General features: G+C 73.4%; 9 protein-coding genes, 1 pseudogene and 1 riboswitch. Of the genes and pseudogenes, 3 read left to right on the forward strand and 7 right to left on the reverse strand.

Going from position 1 to position 12895, the window contains the following annotated elements; genetic code table 11:
• Positions 1-57 precede the first annotated feature (57 nt).
• From ABD339_RS26075 to ABD339_RS26090, 4 genes are all read right to left on the reverse strand, one after another.
• Positions 58-1680: a cobyric acid synthase gene (locus ABD339_RS26075; RefSeq protein WP_344569180.1), complete on the reverse strand. Its 1623-nt coding sequence runs from the start codon at positions 1678-1680 to the stop codon at positions 58-60.
• Positions 1677-2744, reverse strand: coding sequence for a cobalamin biosynthesis protein (locus ABD339_RS26080; RefSeq protein WP_344569182.1), 1068 nt, complete (start codon positions 2742-2744; stop codon positions 1677-1679). The genes ABD339_RS26075 and ABD339_RS26080 overlap by 4 nt, the downstream gene beginning before the upstream one ends.
• 183 nt (positions 2745-2927) lie before the next feature.
• A riboswitch (cobalamin riboswitch) is annotated at positions 2928-3103 on the reverse strand.
• A gap of 164 nt (positions 3104-3267) precedes the next feature.
• Positions 3268-3714 carry a (Fe-S)-binding protein gene (locus ABD339_RS26085; protein ID WP_344569183.1) on the reverse strand — a complete coding sequence of 149 codons (447 nt, stop codon included), beginning with the start codon at positions 3712-3714 and terminating at the stop codon, positions 3268-3270.
• Positions 3650-4732 (reverse strand): enolase C-terminal domain-like protein, encoded by a 1083-nt coding sequence (locus tag ABD339_RS26090; protein WP_344569293.1) that lies wholly within the window; start codon positions 4730-4732, stop codon positions 3650-3652. Before ABD339_RS26090 ends, ABD339_RS26085 begins: the two co-directional genes overlap by 65 nt.
• 211 nt (positions 4733-4943) lie before the next feature.
• Between ABD339_RS26090 and ABD339_RS26095 the strand changes: the two genes are divergently transcribed.
• The gene (locus ABD339_RS26095; protein ID WP_344569184.1) at positions 4944-6749 is read left to right on the forward strand and encodes a thiamine pyrophosphate-requiring protein; all 1806 of its coding nucleotides are present in this window, start codon (positions 4944-4946) and stop codon (positions 6747-6749) included.
• Positions 6750-6850: 101 nt separating this feature from the next.
• On the opposite strand, the gene ABD339_RS26100 is transcribed toward ABD339_RS26095, so the two are convergent.
• The 3 genes and pseudogenes from ABD339_RS26100 to ABD339_RS26110 form a co-directional block, all read right to left on the reverse strand.
• Complete coding sequence (locus ABD339_RS26100) at positions 6851-7066, reverse strand: hypothetical protein (RefSeq protein ID WP_344569185.1); 216 nt, start codon at positions 7064-7066, stop codon at positions 6851-6853.
• Positions 7067-7245: 179 nt separating this feature from the next.
• Complete coding sequence (locus ABD339_RS26105; protein WP_344569187.1) at positions 7246-8592, reverse strand: inorganic phosphate transporter; 1347 nt, start codon at positions 8590-8592, stop codon at positions 7246-7248.
• A 159-nt stretch (positions 8593-8751) separates the two neighbouring features.
• A pseudogene (locus ABD339_RS26110) lies at positions 8752-9516 on the reverse strand (GH25 family lysozyme).
• 528 nt (positions 9517-10044) lie between these two features.
• On the opposite strand from ABD339_RS26110, the gene ABD339_RS26115 reads away from it, so the two are divergent.
• Together ABD339_RS26115 and ABD339_RS26120 are read left to right on the forward strand one after the other, a co-directional pair.
• A complete protein-coding gene (locus tag ABD339_RS26115; protein WP_344569189.1) occupies positions 10045-11199 on the forward strand; it encodes an alpha/beta hydrolase in 1155 nt (384 codons plus the stop codon).
• Between the two features lie 390 nt (positions 11200-11589).
• The gene (locus ABD339_RS26120; RefSeq protein WP_344569295.1) at positions 11590-12843 is read left to right on the forward strand and encodes a hypothetical protein; all 1254 of its coding nucleotides are present in this window, start codon (positions 11590-11592) and stop codon (positions 12841-12843) included.
• Positions 12844-12895: the final 52 nt, after the last annotated feature.

The raw sequence follows: 12895 nt of genomic DNA on the forward strand, positions 1-12895 counted from the left end.
CTCCGGCCAGCGTCCCACCGGCCGGCGTCGCTCCGGCCGCCGCCCCGCCCGGCGCTCTCACGGCGCCCCCGGCGGGATGAACGGCAGCCCCGCCGGGGCGCCCTTCTCGATGAGGCGCAGCAGCGCGTCCGTGTCCGCGTGCTCCTCGATCAAGTCGCCAAGCCTGTCGAGCTGTTCCTCGCGCAGCGCGGCGAAACCGGTGTCGGGCGCGGGTACGAAGGCGCGGCCCGCGTCGGCCGCGACACGGCGCAGGAAGGCGCGCCGGAAGCCGTCCGACTCCAGTGAGCCGTGCCAGTGCGTACCCCAGACCGAACCGGACCGGCAGCCGTCGAGGAAGGGCGTGCCGCCGCTCACCTCGGCCACCCCGTGGTGGATCTCGTAGCCCTCGGCCCGCTCGCCCAGCGCCGTGCCCTGCGGGCGGGCCAGCGTCTTCTCCCGGTGGAACCGGACCCGGACGGGCAGCAGGCCGAGCCCCTCGACGGTCCCGGCGCGCGATTCGACCTCGTCCTCGATGCGCTCGCCCAGCAGCTGGTAGCCGCCGCATATGCCCAGCACCGGGCGGCCCTCGGCGGCGCGCCGGGCCAGTGCGCCGGCCAGGCCGCGTTCACGCAGCCACCCCAGCGCCTTGACGGTGCCGCGCGTACCGGGCACCACCACCAGGTCGGCGTCGGCCAGTTCCTCGGGACGGTCGCTGAAGCGCACCACGACGCCGGGCTCGGCGGCCAGCGCGTCCACGTCCGTGAAGTTCGACATCAGCGGCACCGGAAGGACCGCGACCCGCAGCACATCGGCACCGTGCGGCGGCGCGCTCGCCGCCTCGCGCACGGCTGCGCGCAGTGACAGGCGCAGCCCGTCCTCCTCGTCGATGCCCAGCCCGTGCTGGAAGGGCAGGACGCCGAGGGACGGGCGTCCCGTCAGCTTCCGCAGCATCTCCAGGCCGGGCTCCAGCAGCCGCACGTCGCCCCGGAACTTGTTGACGAGGTAGCCGGCCAGCAGCGCCTGGTCCTCCTGCGCCAGCAGCGCCGTCGTCCCGAACAGGGAGGCGAAGACGCCGCCCCGGTCGATGTCGCCGACGACCAGCACGGGCAGCCCGGCCGCGCGGGCGAGGCCCATGTTGACGATGTCGCTGCGCCGCAGGTTGATCTCGGCGGGGCTGCCCGCGCCCTCGCAGATCACCGCGTCGTGCGTCCGGCGCAGCTCCTCCAGGGCCTCGACGACCGGCGCCAGCAGGTCCTCGCGGCGCCCGTACTCGCCGAAGTAGCCCGCCGCCGACATCTCGCCGACGGCCTTGCCCATCAGGACGACCTGGCTGGTGCGGTCGCCGCCGGGCTTGAGCAGGACGGGGTTCATCAGCGCGCTGGGCTCGACCCGGGCCGCCGCCGCCTGCATGGCCTGGGCGCGGCCGATCTCCGCGCCGTCGCGCGTGACAAAGGAGTTGAGGGACATGTTCTGCGCCTTGAACGGGGCGACACGGATGCCCTGGCGTGCCAGCCAGCGGCAGATGCCCGCCGTCACCACGCTCTTCCCGGCGTCCGAGGTCGTCCCGGCGACCAGCAGGCCGCCCCCGGTACGTCCACCCCCGGTACGGCCACCCCTGGTACGTCCGCTTCCGGAACGCGCGTCGCCGGTACGTCCGTCCCCTGGATGTCCGCTCTCGCCGCGTCCGCCCCCGGCGCTCATCGCGCACCCCTCTCGTACCTGTGGTGCCTCTCGTACCTCTCGTGTACGCGGCGCGCCATGGCTCCGGCGAACGCGGTGCTCGCGAGCGCCAGCAGTCCGACCCGGCGGGAGAGGCGCACCGCGCGGTCGATGTCCCCGGCGCGGACGGCGCGCCCGGGGGAGTTGAGCACCGGACGGTGTTCGGTACGGCCGCCGTAGGAGAGCGTCCCGCCCAGCCGCAGCCCCAGCGCCCCGGCGAACGAGGCTTCCACGGGGCCCGCGTTGGGGCTGGGGTGACGGTGCGCGTCGGCCCGCCATGCCCGTACGGCGCCGCGCGGGTCCGGACCGGCGAGCGCGGCCAGGGCGGCGGTCAGCCGCGCGCCGGGTCGCCCGGCCACATCGTCCAGGCGGGCCGCCGCCCAGCCGAATCTGCGGTGCCGCGAGGAGCGGTGGCCGACCATCGCGTCCAGCGTGTTCACCGCGCGGAACCCCGTCAGCCCCGGGACCCCGGCAAGCGCACCCCATACGAGGGCGCCCACCACTGCGTCCGAGGTGTTCTCCGCGACCGACTCGACTACGGCGCGCGCCACCGCCGCCTCGTCCAGCGTCTGCGGATCGCGCCCGCACAGCGCGGGCAACAGCTCGCGGGCCAGCTCCAGATCGCCCGCCTCCAGCGCGGAGCCGACGGCGCGCGCCGCGCGCGCGAGACCGCTCCCGCCGAGCACGGTCCAGGTCGCCAGAGCCGTCACCACGACGGGGGCCGCGCCGCGCGGCCTGGGCGCTGTGTCCCCGGCGCCCTCTGCATACCCGCTGTCCTCGCTGCTCTTGCTGCCCTCGCCGCCCCTGCCGTTCCCGACGCGTCCGGCGGCTGCGGCCAGGACGCCTCCGAGGGCCGTGGCGCCGCCCGCGCACAGCGCGGTGTAGAGCGCGCCCACCGCACGGTTGTCCCGCCACATCAGCCGCTCGGCAGCACCCGCCGCCCGGCCGAAGGCGGCCACCGGATGACCGCGCCGGGGGTCGCCGAACAGCGCGTCGGCCGCGAACCCGAGGGCAGCGCCCCACACCTGGGCATCGGAAGGCCGCATCGTCAGCGTGCCGTGGCGCCTCGGAGGGGACCGGCGGCGACGGCGCGTGGCCCGCCGCGCGAGCGCGCCCGGACAGGGGAGCGCGGCGCCGCACTCGCGGCACGAACGGGAACGGGAGCAGAGACGGGAACGGCGGCTGAGCCACGCATGGTGTGTGTCCTCACTCAGGGTCCGCGCCCTGGCTCGACTCGACCGGCGGCGAGAGTCTCCTGGCTCCCCGGATCCGCGCGGGCCCCGCCTTCCAGCCCCAGCGGGCCGTGGCTTTCTGGGTGCGCTCCCCGGTGACAGTGGCGGGACCGCGCCGGATTCGCACCGGCTTCCTCTCCATGCCGCCGTTTGGCACCGGAAGTCCACCATGCCCGTGTGAACCCGTCAACTCGCCCTTGACCTGCGGGGAGATTGTGTGAGCGGACACACCACGGGTCCCGCGCGCGGCGGCACACGCCACCGCGCGCGTCAGTCCGCCCCCGGCCTGCCACCGCCGCGCGTCAGTCCGCCGCCGCTACGGCGCCGGTGTGCCCGCTCACCTCCGCCGTCGGCGCGCTCCGTACCGCACGGCGGCGTACGCCGCGCCCAGGGCCGCGACGGCGGTCGCCACCCCGGCCGCTCCGGTGACGAGCGCTCGGGCGGACGGGGTGTGCCGGGTGGCCGTGCCGTCTGTGCCGCCCGAGTCGCCGTGCGCCGGGCCGTCCAGCCCCCGGGCGAGGGCCTCGGCCAGGTGGAGGGCCCGGCGGTCCGTATCGCCCTGCTCGATCTGGGTGCGGCAGCTGAAGCCGTCCGCGATGACCAGGGCTTCGTCGGCGGTCTCCCGGACGGCCGGCAGCACACCCTGTTCCGCCACGGTCATGGACAGCTCGTAGTGGTCCTTCTCGAAGCCGAAGTTGCCCGCCATTCCGCAGCAGCCCTCATCCAGCACTTCGGCGTCGATCCCGGCCCGCCGCATCAGTTCCCGGTCGGCGTCCGTCTTCATCACCGCGTGCTGGTGGCAGTGCGTCTGCACGGTGGCGGCCCGCTCCACCGCCGGCGGCTGCCAGTCGGGGGCGCGGTGCAGCAGGAGTTCGGCGAAGGTGTGGAACTGCCCGGCGAGGCGCTTGATGTCCTGGTCGTGGGGGAGCAGTTCGGGCGCGTCGGCGCGGAAGACGGCCGTGCACGAGGGCTCCAGGCCGACGATGGGGGTGCCCGCCTCCAGCCACGGCCGGAGGGCCCGGACGGTGCGGCGCAGCGCGCGCTTGGCGACATCGAGCTGGCCGGTGGAGATCCAGGTGAGCCCGCAGCACACAGCCGAACCACCGCACGTCCCAGTCCCCGGCCAGCCGCCGCGCCCAGTACAGGGCCTCTTTGCGGCCGAGCGCGCCGTTCGCGTCGGCGAACAGCTCCGTGTCGGCGCCGATCGCCTCCCGCACGGCGGTCAGCCGCCGCGGGTCCTCTTCGGGGCGTCGCGAGGTCTTGAGCTTCACCCGCGGGATGCCCTGCTCGACCCAGCCGGCGAGCTGCTCGGCGAGGCGGCCGGTGGGGTAGTTGGTGAACCCGCCGCTGCCGTAGACCGGCACCCGGTCATGGAAGGCGGGCAGGACCCGGAAGAGGGGCAGCTCCAGCAGCCGGGCCTTCAGATCCCACAGGGCCACATCCACGGCGGAGACGGCCATGGCGCCCACCCCCGAGCGGCCCGCGTTGCGCACGGCGGCGGACATCCGGTGCCAGGCGGCGCCGGGCGCGAGGGCGTCGCCGCCTGGCAGGACGGCGGCGAGCTGGGATTCCACGAAGGCGGCGACCGCCACGTCCCCGTAGGTGTAGCCGATGCCGGTGCGGCCCCCGGCGTGCGCCTCGACCACGATCACGGTCGTCGCGTCCCAGCGCAGCGTGCCGTCCTCCTCCCATCCGTCGGGCCCGTCGGTGGGCAGCCGGAAGGCGTGCACGTCCAGCCCCTCGATCGCCACCCCGCCCTTGGCGTCCGGCCCGCTCCGGGACGTCACCGCGTCCTCGCCCATCAGCTCGTCCAAGGCAGTCTCCGCTTGTTCACCGGCAGCCCGGTGGTTCCTCCCGCCTCGGGCCGGACACACCGCGTGCACCGCACATCAGTACCTCTCCAGGGCCGGCCGAAACAGCCTGCGGACGCGACGGCAGCCGCCGGTTTGCGCGGGCGTGTCCCGTGGGACCCGGGGCGAGACCCTCAGTCGATCGTGTGGATGGGGCAGAGCCATGGCACAGCAGGTAGCCGACTACGTTCTCGCACGGCTCCGCGAATGGGGCGTTCATCGCGTCTTCGGCTTTCCCGGTGACGGAATCAACGGCATGCTCGGGGCCTTCGACCGTGCCAAGGGTGATCCGGAGTTCATCCAGACCCGGCACGAGGAGATGGCCGCGTTCATGGCGTGCGGGCACGCCAAGTTCACCGGCGAGGTCGGCTGCTGTACGGCGACCTCGGGGCCGGGCGCCGTCCACCTGCTCAACGGGCTCTACGACGCGAAGCTGGACCATCAGCCGGTGGTGGCCGTGGTCGGCCAGCAGAAGCGGCTGGCGCAGGGCACCCACTACCAGCAGGAGATCGCCCTGGAACAGCTCTTCGCGGACGTGTCCGAGTACTGCCAGATCTGCATGGATCCCGGTCAGGTCCGGCATGTGATCGACCGGGCCTTCAAGACCGCGCTGACCACGCGCGGTGTGGCCACCATCATCCTGCCCGAGGACATCCAGGAAGCCGAGGCGCAGCCCTCACCGCCCAAGACCCACGGCTCGGTCTTCTCCAGCGTGGGCTGGAGCCGGCCGCGGATGCTGCCCGACAAGGAGGAGCTGCGCAAGGCGGCGGACGTCCTCAACGAGGGCGGCAAGGTCGCCATGCTCGTCGGTCAGGGGGCGGCGGGCGCCGAGGCCGAGGTGGTCGAGACGGCCGAACTCCTCGGTGCCGGCGTGGCCAAGGCGCTGCTGGGCCGGCAGGTCGTCTCCGACGACCTGCCCTTCGTCACCGGCCCCATCGGCCTGCTGGGGTCCAAGGCGAGTGACGAGATGATGCAGAACTGCGACACCCTGTTCATGATCGGCACCAGCTTCCCCTACGCCGAATGGCTGCCCGATGAAGGAAGCTGCAAGGGCGTCGAGATCGACATCGACGGCCGCATGATCGGTATCCGCTACCCCATGGACGCCCACCTCGTCGGTGACGCGAAGGAGACCCTGCGGGAACTGCTCCCGCTGCTGCGCCGCAAGGAGGACCGCTCCTGGCGCGAGAAGATCGAGGAGAACGTCCGCACCTGGAACACGGTGATGGAGAAGCGGGCGGGGCAGAGCTTCGACGGCAAGATCAACCCGCAGGCCGTGGCCCACGAGGTCTCGCCCCTCCTGCCGGACGGCGCCATCCTCACCGCCGACTCCGGCTCCGCCACCAACTGGTGGGCCCGCCACATCAAGCTCCGTGACGGCATGCAGGCGTCGCTGTCCGGGACGCTGGCCACGATGGGCCCGGGGGTGCCGTACGCGATCGCGGCGCGCTTCGCCTACCCGGACCGCCCGGTGATCGCCTTCATCGGAGACGGCGCGTTCCAGATGAACGGCATGAACGAGATGATCACCGTCAAACGGTACGCGGAGCGCATGGCCGGCTCCGCACCGCTGATCTTCTGCGTCCTCAACAACCAGGACCTCAACCAGGTGACCTGGGAACAGCGCGCCATGGGCGGCGATCCGAAGTATCCGGGCTCCCAGACCATCCCCGACTTCCCGTACGCGCAGTACGCGGAACTGGCCGGGCTCAAGGGCATCCGGTGCGAGGAGCCGGGCAAGGTCACCGGCGCCTGGCAGGAGGCCCTGGCGAGCGACCGGCCGGTCGTCCTGGAGTTCGTCGTGGACAACGAGATCGCGCCGATTCCCCCGCACATCATGAAGGAGCAGGCGAAGAAGGCCGTCAAGGCCGGGATCCGCGACCCGGAGCGGACCGGCATCGCCACCCGGGGGGTCCGGCAGAAGCTCAGCGAGGTCTACGAGAACCTCCCCGGCCGCAAGCAGGACTGAGCACCCGCCGCTTCGTACGGGGCGGGCAGTACAGCAGTCCGGCCGGGCCGCCAGTGGGGGCGGCCGGGCCGGACTCCTCGTTCCGTGCGGCGACGCGGCGGCTACGCCGCGATGATGTAGATCCCGAAGGCGACCGCCGCCAGGCACAGCGCGTAGCAGGCGTACGCGCCGGTACGGGCCAAGGCGGTGGGGCCGCCTCCCGCGGCGCCACGGGTGGCGTGTCCGACGATGCCGAGCGTGAAGACGCCGACGAGTCCGACGGTGGCGATCAGACTGACTCCGAAGACTTGGCCGAGTGCGGCCCAGTCGATGCTCATGCGGTCTTCCTTCCTGACCGGGGGGTGTCTGTCAGATGAGCGCGGGAGAAGGAGCGGCGTCCGGTGCGTGCGATCGCAAGGCGCCGGAGTGTCCTTGTGGCGGAGCTACTCGGGCGGTTCGGCAACGCCGCGAGGGCGCGTGCCAGGCGCCGCGACGCCGCGGGCATGTGCCAGACCCCCTAGGAGAGGCTCGTCGCGGAGGCGGGGCGGCTGCCGGACCGTGCGGCCTCCGGCTGCGCGCGCTCCTCGGCCCCCGCGGGCGCGCCCACTCCGGCGGGCGGCGGAGGCGGCGCCACCGCCTGCACGGCGGTGGTGACCACCCCGACGGGTTCGGGCTCGGCCACGGGCGGCGCCGAGGCGGTCGCCGGAGTGGCCGCACCGATTCCGCCGACGCCGCCGCTCACGCCGGCCTCGTTGACGTCGCTCACGTCGTTGACGTTGGTGTGATCGACCGGCTCGCGGCGCGAACGGGCCCAGATGGCGCCGCAGATCGCGAGCGTCAGCACGGCGACCACCGCCACGCCCCAGTCGCCCTGGTCGGCCAGGGCGGCGGCGCCCGCCGCGACCAGCGCGGCGGCCGGCAGCGTCAGCGCCCAGCCGACGACCATCCGGCCCGCCGTGGACCACCGCACCACGCCGCCCTTGCGGCCGAGCCCCGAGCCCATGACGGCACCCGAGCACACGTGTGTGGTGGAGAGGGAGAAGCCGATGTGCGAGGAGGCCAGGATGGTGGCCGCCGCGCTGGTCTGCGCGGCGAAGCCCTGCGGCGGCGTGATGTCGGTGATGCCCTTGCCCATGGTCCGGATGATGCGCCAGCCGCCGAGGTAGGTGCCCGCCGCGATGGCCAGGCCCGCCGAGCAGATGACCCACACGGGCGGGTCGGAGCCGGGGGCCAGGGCGCCGCCGGTGACCAGGGCCAGGGTGATGACGCCCATGGTCTTCTGCGCGTCGTTGGTGCCGTGCGCCAGGGAGACGAGCGCGGCGGAGGTGATCTGCCCCGCGCGGTATCCCTTGGCGGTCTGCCCCTCGTCGGCGTTCCGGGCGACGCGGTAGGTCAGCCGGGTGGCGCACAGGGAGGCGATTCCCGCGACGAGCGGTGCGGCGAGTGCCGGGATGAGCACCTTCATGACGACGACATCGCCGTTCACGGCCCCCATGCCGACCGAGGCGACCGTCGCGCCGATCAGGCCGCCCATCAGCGCGTGCGAGGAACTGGAGGGGAGGCCGGCCAGCCAGGTCAGCAGGTTCCAGATGATCGCGCCGACCAGCCCGGCGAAGATCACTTCGGGCCGGATCCCGGAGCCTTCATCGATGATTCCCGAGGAAATTGTCTTGGCCACCTCGACGGACAGGAAAGCGCCGACGAGGTTGAGGACCGCCGACATCGCCACCGCGATCCTCGGGGCCAGTGCCCCCGTGGAGATGGTGGTGGCCATGGCGTTGGCCGTGTCGTGGAAGCCGTTCGTGAAGTCGAACACCAAGGCCGTGACGATCACGATCCCGATGAGAAGCGTGATGTGTTCCATTCACCAGGCACAATCAGTTCGGAGGGCAGTGACGTCGTGAACGTAAAGACGGTGGATGAACGGAAGGTGAACTGGGGCGGGCTTCGAGGTGTCACCCCCCGATGCCTGTTGTGAGCGCCCGGAAGCTCTCCTTCCGAACCCGGCCGAGGAGCCAGTGTCTCAGCCCCGGGCGTACTTTCTGAGCTGGGACATCGTGCCGTTGAAGAGGTCCTGGTCGCCGGGCAGCCGGCCCTTCCCCGCGTACTGCCAGATGGTGCGCGTGCGCCATCCGCCGGGCAGGGGTCCGGCCCTGTTGCTCCAGTCGGCCAGCCACAGCGGGTGTTTCGCGGCGAACTCCGGACTGTTGCCGGTGCAGATCCGCCACCAGCGGGTCGAGGTGTACAGGGCGGGGTAACGCCCCGTCAGCCGTACCAACTCCTGGCTGAAGGAGCGGATCCAGGCCCGCATCCGAGCGGGGCCGAGCCCCTGACGGGTCTTGCCCTACGCGGCCTCCAGGTCGACGGCGGGCGGCAGTGTCTCGCCGTCGGCCTCCCAGTCGCCGCCGCGGCGTACGAAGTAGGCGGCCTGCTTCTCGCCTGACGAGGTGGCGGGGCGGGCGAAATGGTAGGCGCCGCGCAGGATGCCGGCGGACTCGGCGCCGTCGTACTGCTGCCTGAAGCGCGGATTGCGGTAGCCGGTGCCCTCGGTGGCCTTGACGTAGACGAAGCGTGCCCCTTTCGCGTGGGCGCTCCGCCAGTCCACGGCGCCCTGGTAAGAGGAGACGTCGTGTCCTCTGGGCTTGCCGGTGGCCTCGGCGGCTCCGGGTGCCTCGGCGAGCGCGGTCCCGGTGAGGGTGAGCGCGGCGGCGGTGAGCGTCAGCGCGCGCAGCCGGTGCGGCGGCGGCCGGCGGTACGGGTCAGGACGTCTCTCGATGGTGCAGTACATGACAAATCCCCTGCCGGTGATGCTGGGTGCGGTGAGTGTGATGGACTGCCCCTCTCCGGCTGAAGCTCTGAAGGCGGGCTATCCGGCCTATTCCCGCTGTTACGGCACTAAAGCTCCGTAATGCGGCGGCTCTGGTGGAGGTAGGGCATATGCAGAACGCCTCGCGCCACCCGAGGACACGGCTGACCGCCCGTCAGCGGCGCTTCGGTGCCGGAGGGTTCGGCGAACCCCGGGGGCCTCGTCACTCCTCGTGCTGGGGTTTATCGCACCGTTGCTACCGAAGTGCGAACCTGAGCCGCCCGCGAATCCCGTGCCGGCCCGCACCCCCTGCTCCGCCGCCTCTCGGCCCGTCACCCAGCGCCACCAGCTGGCGCACAGGCGCATACCCGGCGCCCGACCGACTGCCCACGCGCCGTACCCCGGCCCGGCCCGGTCCGGGGTACGGCACCGGCACTCCGGCGTGGCGTTCGTCACCCGGCGGGGATCTCCCGCTGGCCAGGGGATCCGATCGCATCGACACTGGAGGAGATGGGTCTGCGAACGGCGGCTGTGGCCGCCACCTCCGTGCTCGGTGCCGGTACGGCCGCCCTGGCGGCCGGACGGTACGCCGCCGACGCCGCGCTGCGGCCTCCGCGCCGCAGAGCCGACGGCACGGGGCCGCCCCCCGTCGGCTTCGAGGGCACGCGGCTGACGGTGCACTCCCACGGCGACGGCAAGATCGCCGTCACCCGCTCCCTGGCCGCCCACCTGCCCGGCGTCTACGGGCTCACCGGCCGGGGCACCCACGCCGTCGTCGGGCGGGTGCTGGACAGCGAGGCCGAGCAGGCGCATGTCCACGTCGTCGTCCGCGAGCTGGACAGCATCAGCCGCGGCCAGCTGACGACCGGCAGTACCGTCCGCCTCACCCCGCAGGTGTACATCGGCGACCCGGGCGAGGCCCTCGGGCTGGAGTACACCGAGGTCGAGATCCCCGGCGAACTCGGCACGCTGCCCGCCTGGTTCCTGCCCGGCGACCGGAGCACCTGGGTCATCACGGCACACGGCCTCGGCGCCACCCGCGAGCACCCCATGGTGATGCTCCCCTTCTACCGCCGTCAGCGCCTGCCCGTGCTCAACCTCGCCTACCGGGGCGACCCGGGGGCCCCGGAGCCGCTGGACGGCATCAGTCACCTCGGGGACACCGAGTGGCGCGATCTGGACGCCGCCATCCGGTACGCGGTGCGGTACGGCGCCCGCCGCGTCATCCTGCACGGCTGGTCCAGCGGTGCCACGATGGCCCTGCACGCGGCCCTCAACTCCTCGCTGCGCGAGCGCGTTTCGGGCCTCGTGCTCGACTCGCCCGTCCTCGACTGGCAGCGCACCCTGCGCGCCCTCGCCGGAACGCGCGGCACCCCCCGCGCACTGATGCCGTTGGTCATCCGCGCCGTCCAGGGACGCACGGGCCTGCCCGAGGGGCAGCTCGCCGCCATCGCCGACCCGGCCCGGCTGCATGTGCCGACTTTGCTTCTGCACGGCCCCGACGACACGATCGCCCCCTGGGACAGCTCCCGCGTGCTGGCCGACAGCCGGGAGGATCTGATCACCCTCCACCGGGTCACCAAAGCCCCGCACGCCGCCATGTGGAACGCCGACCCCGACGACTACGAGGAAAAGGTCCGCCGGTTCATCACCCCCCTCATGTGACCTTGCCCCAGGTCCCGCCGCAGGGTCCTCACGTCCCTGCCGGATCACAGCTGTGAACGGGTGGCACGCGCCTTCACAGGCGTGCCACCCCCGCCCCGCGGCCCCGCGACGAGCACGGCCGAAGGGCCCCGCGGCGGCCCCGAGATGCCGAGGCGCCGGGGACGAAACCCCCGTACACCGGGCACCGCACCGGGCGAACGCCCCGTGAACGACCGGAAACGGCACCCCAGGTTTGGGTTTCCCGAGCACACCGTGAAGACTGCTCCTGTGACGTCGTCCCGTACACCGCGAGACAACCGGCTCCGCCTCGTCCCCCGACAGCCTGTCGCCGCCGCCAGGCGCACTGTGAGCACCCGGCGCTCGCGCAGCACGCCCCCGCCCCCGGACGGAGTGCTCCCGCGCGAGCAGCTCGCCCGGCACGCGCGCGCCTCCCTCGCCGACGCCGTCCGCGTCGCCCGCTGGACCGCCCGTACGGGCCTGCCGCCCCAGACCGGCCCCGAGGCCGAACGGGCCGCGGCGGCGCTGCGGATGAGCGTGCCGCTGGTGCGCACCCACTGGGACCGCGCCCGGCTCGCCGGATTGATCGAACTGCACGGCGACGGCACAGCCCGCGCCGGCTGGCGGCTGCGGGCCTGGGACCGCGACGACAGCGCCGTACTGCGCGGCTGGGTCGCCCTCTTCGACGCCTGGTCGCTCGCCCACCCGCCGCCGCTGCCGCATGGACAGGGCCTGGTCGCCGAAATCGTCGAGGCGGCCCCGCAGTTCCTCTCCGTGATGCATCTGTCCGGAGGCCCGGTCACCTTCGCGCTGCTGCACGACCTGCTCGCCCAGCGCATCGCCGAACTGCGCGCCGAACGCGACCCCGAGGCCGGCCAGGACGTGGGAGTGGCCCTGCCGGGGCTGCTCGACTGGGCGCTGGACGGGCTGTCCGCCGTGGGCGCCCTCACCCGCTGCCCGGACGAGGAGACCGGCGTACGCCAGGGCTCGGCCGTACTCACCCCGCTCGGCAACTGGGCGGTGTGGACGAAGCTGGAGCAGATCTGCGTCGCCGCCCAGAGCCCGGCCGGCAACATCGAACGCTCTGCCGAGGAGATGCTGCGCGGCTGCGCCCGGATGACGCCAGGGCCGGCCCGCGACGAGTACCGCGCCTGGCTGGCGGCCCGCCCCACAGGCCCGGCCGTCACCGAACTGCTGGAGGCCGCACGGGGCGAGGACGCGCTCATCCGGGGCCTGGCCTTCGAGGCGCTGCGCGTGGTGGGCGCACCGGCCGAGGACGCGGTCACCGAGTCGGCGGGCGAGCCGACCCTGCGCCCCTACGCGCTGCTCTGGCTCGCCGAGCAGTCCGGCACCGACCCCGAGGACCTGGCGGGCGGGGCACCCGGAGTGCTCACCCGCGAGGAGGCCACCTGGCTGTGGGTGGACACCGCAGCCGCCGTCACCGACCACGGCGAGGAACAGCTCCTCGTCGATCACCTGGGCACCGCCGTACAAGGCTCGGTCCCCAGGCTGCTGGAGGACATCCGCGCCATCGGCCACCCCCGCACGGTGCAGGTCCTGGTCGCCCTCGCCGCCGCCCACCCCGACCCGGCGCTGGCCAAGGCCGTACGCCGGGCTGCCTTCCAGGTGCACACCGGAGGCGAGTAACCCTCCGGACTCCCGGCCCGCCGCGGGCGTGGACGTCCTCCTCCGGGGCGCC

It is taken from the genome of Streptomyces axinellae, assembly GCF_039532135.1.
Classification (GTDB): domain Bacteria; phylum Actinomycetota; class Actinomycetes; order Streptomycetales; family Streptomycetaceae; genus Streptomyces; species Streptomyces axinellae.

Excerpts from the sequence above, each read along its gene's own strand:
- ABD339_RS26075 (WP_344569180.1), bottom strand. The coding sequence starts at position 1,680 with ATGAGCGCCGGGGGCGGACGCGGCGAGAGCGGACATCCAGGGGACGGA.
- ABD339_RS26080 (WP_344569182.1), bottom strand. The coding sequence starts at position 2,744 with ATGCGGCCTTCCGATGCCCAGGTGTGGGGCGCTGCCCTCGGGTTCGCG.
- ABD339_RS26085 (WP_344569183.1), bottom strand. The coding sequence starts at position 3,714 with ATGAAGACGGACGCCGACCGGGAACTGATGCGGCGGGCCGGGATCGAC.
- ABD339_RS26090 (WP_344569293.1), bottom strand. The coding sequence starts at position 4,732 with ATGGGCGAGGACGCGGTGACGTCCCGGAGCGGGCCGGACGCCAAGGGC.
- ABD339_RS26095 (WP_344569184.1), top strand. The coding sequence starts at position 4,944 with ATGGCACAGCAGGTAGCCGACTACGTTCTCGCACGGCTCCGCGAATGG.
- ABD339_RS26100 (WP_344569185.1), bottom strand. The coding sequence starts at position 7,066 with ATGAGCATCGACTGGGCCGCACTCGGCCAAGTCTTCGGAGTCAGTCTG.
- ABD339_RS26105 (WP_344569187.1), bottom strand. The coding sequence starts at position 8,592 with ATGGAACACATCACGCTTCTCATCGGGATCGTGATCGTCACGGCCTTG.
- ABD339_RS26115 (WP_344569189.1), top strand. The coding sequence starts at position 10,045 with ATGGGTCTGCGAACGGCGGCTGTGGCCGCCACCTCCGTGCTCGGTGCC.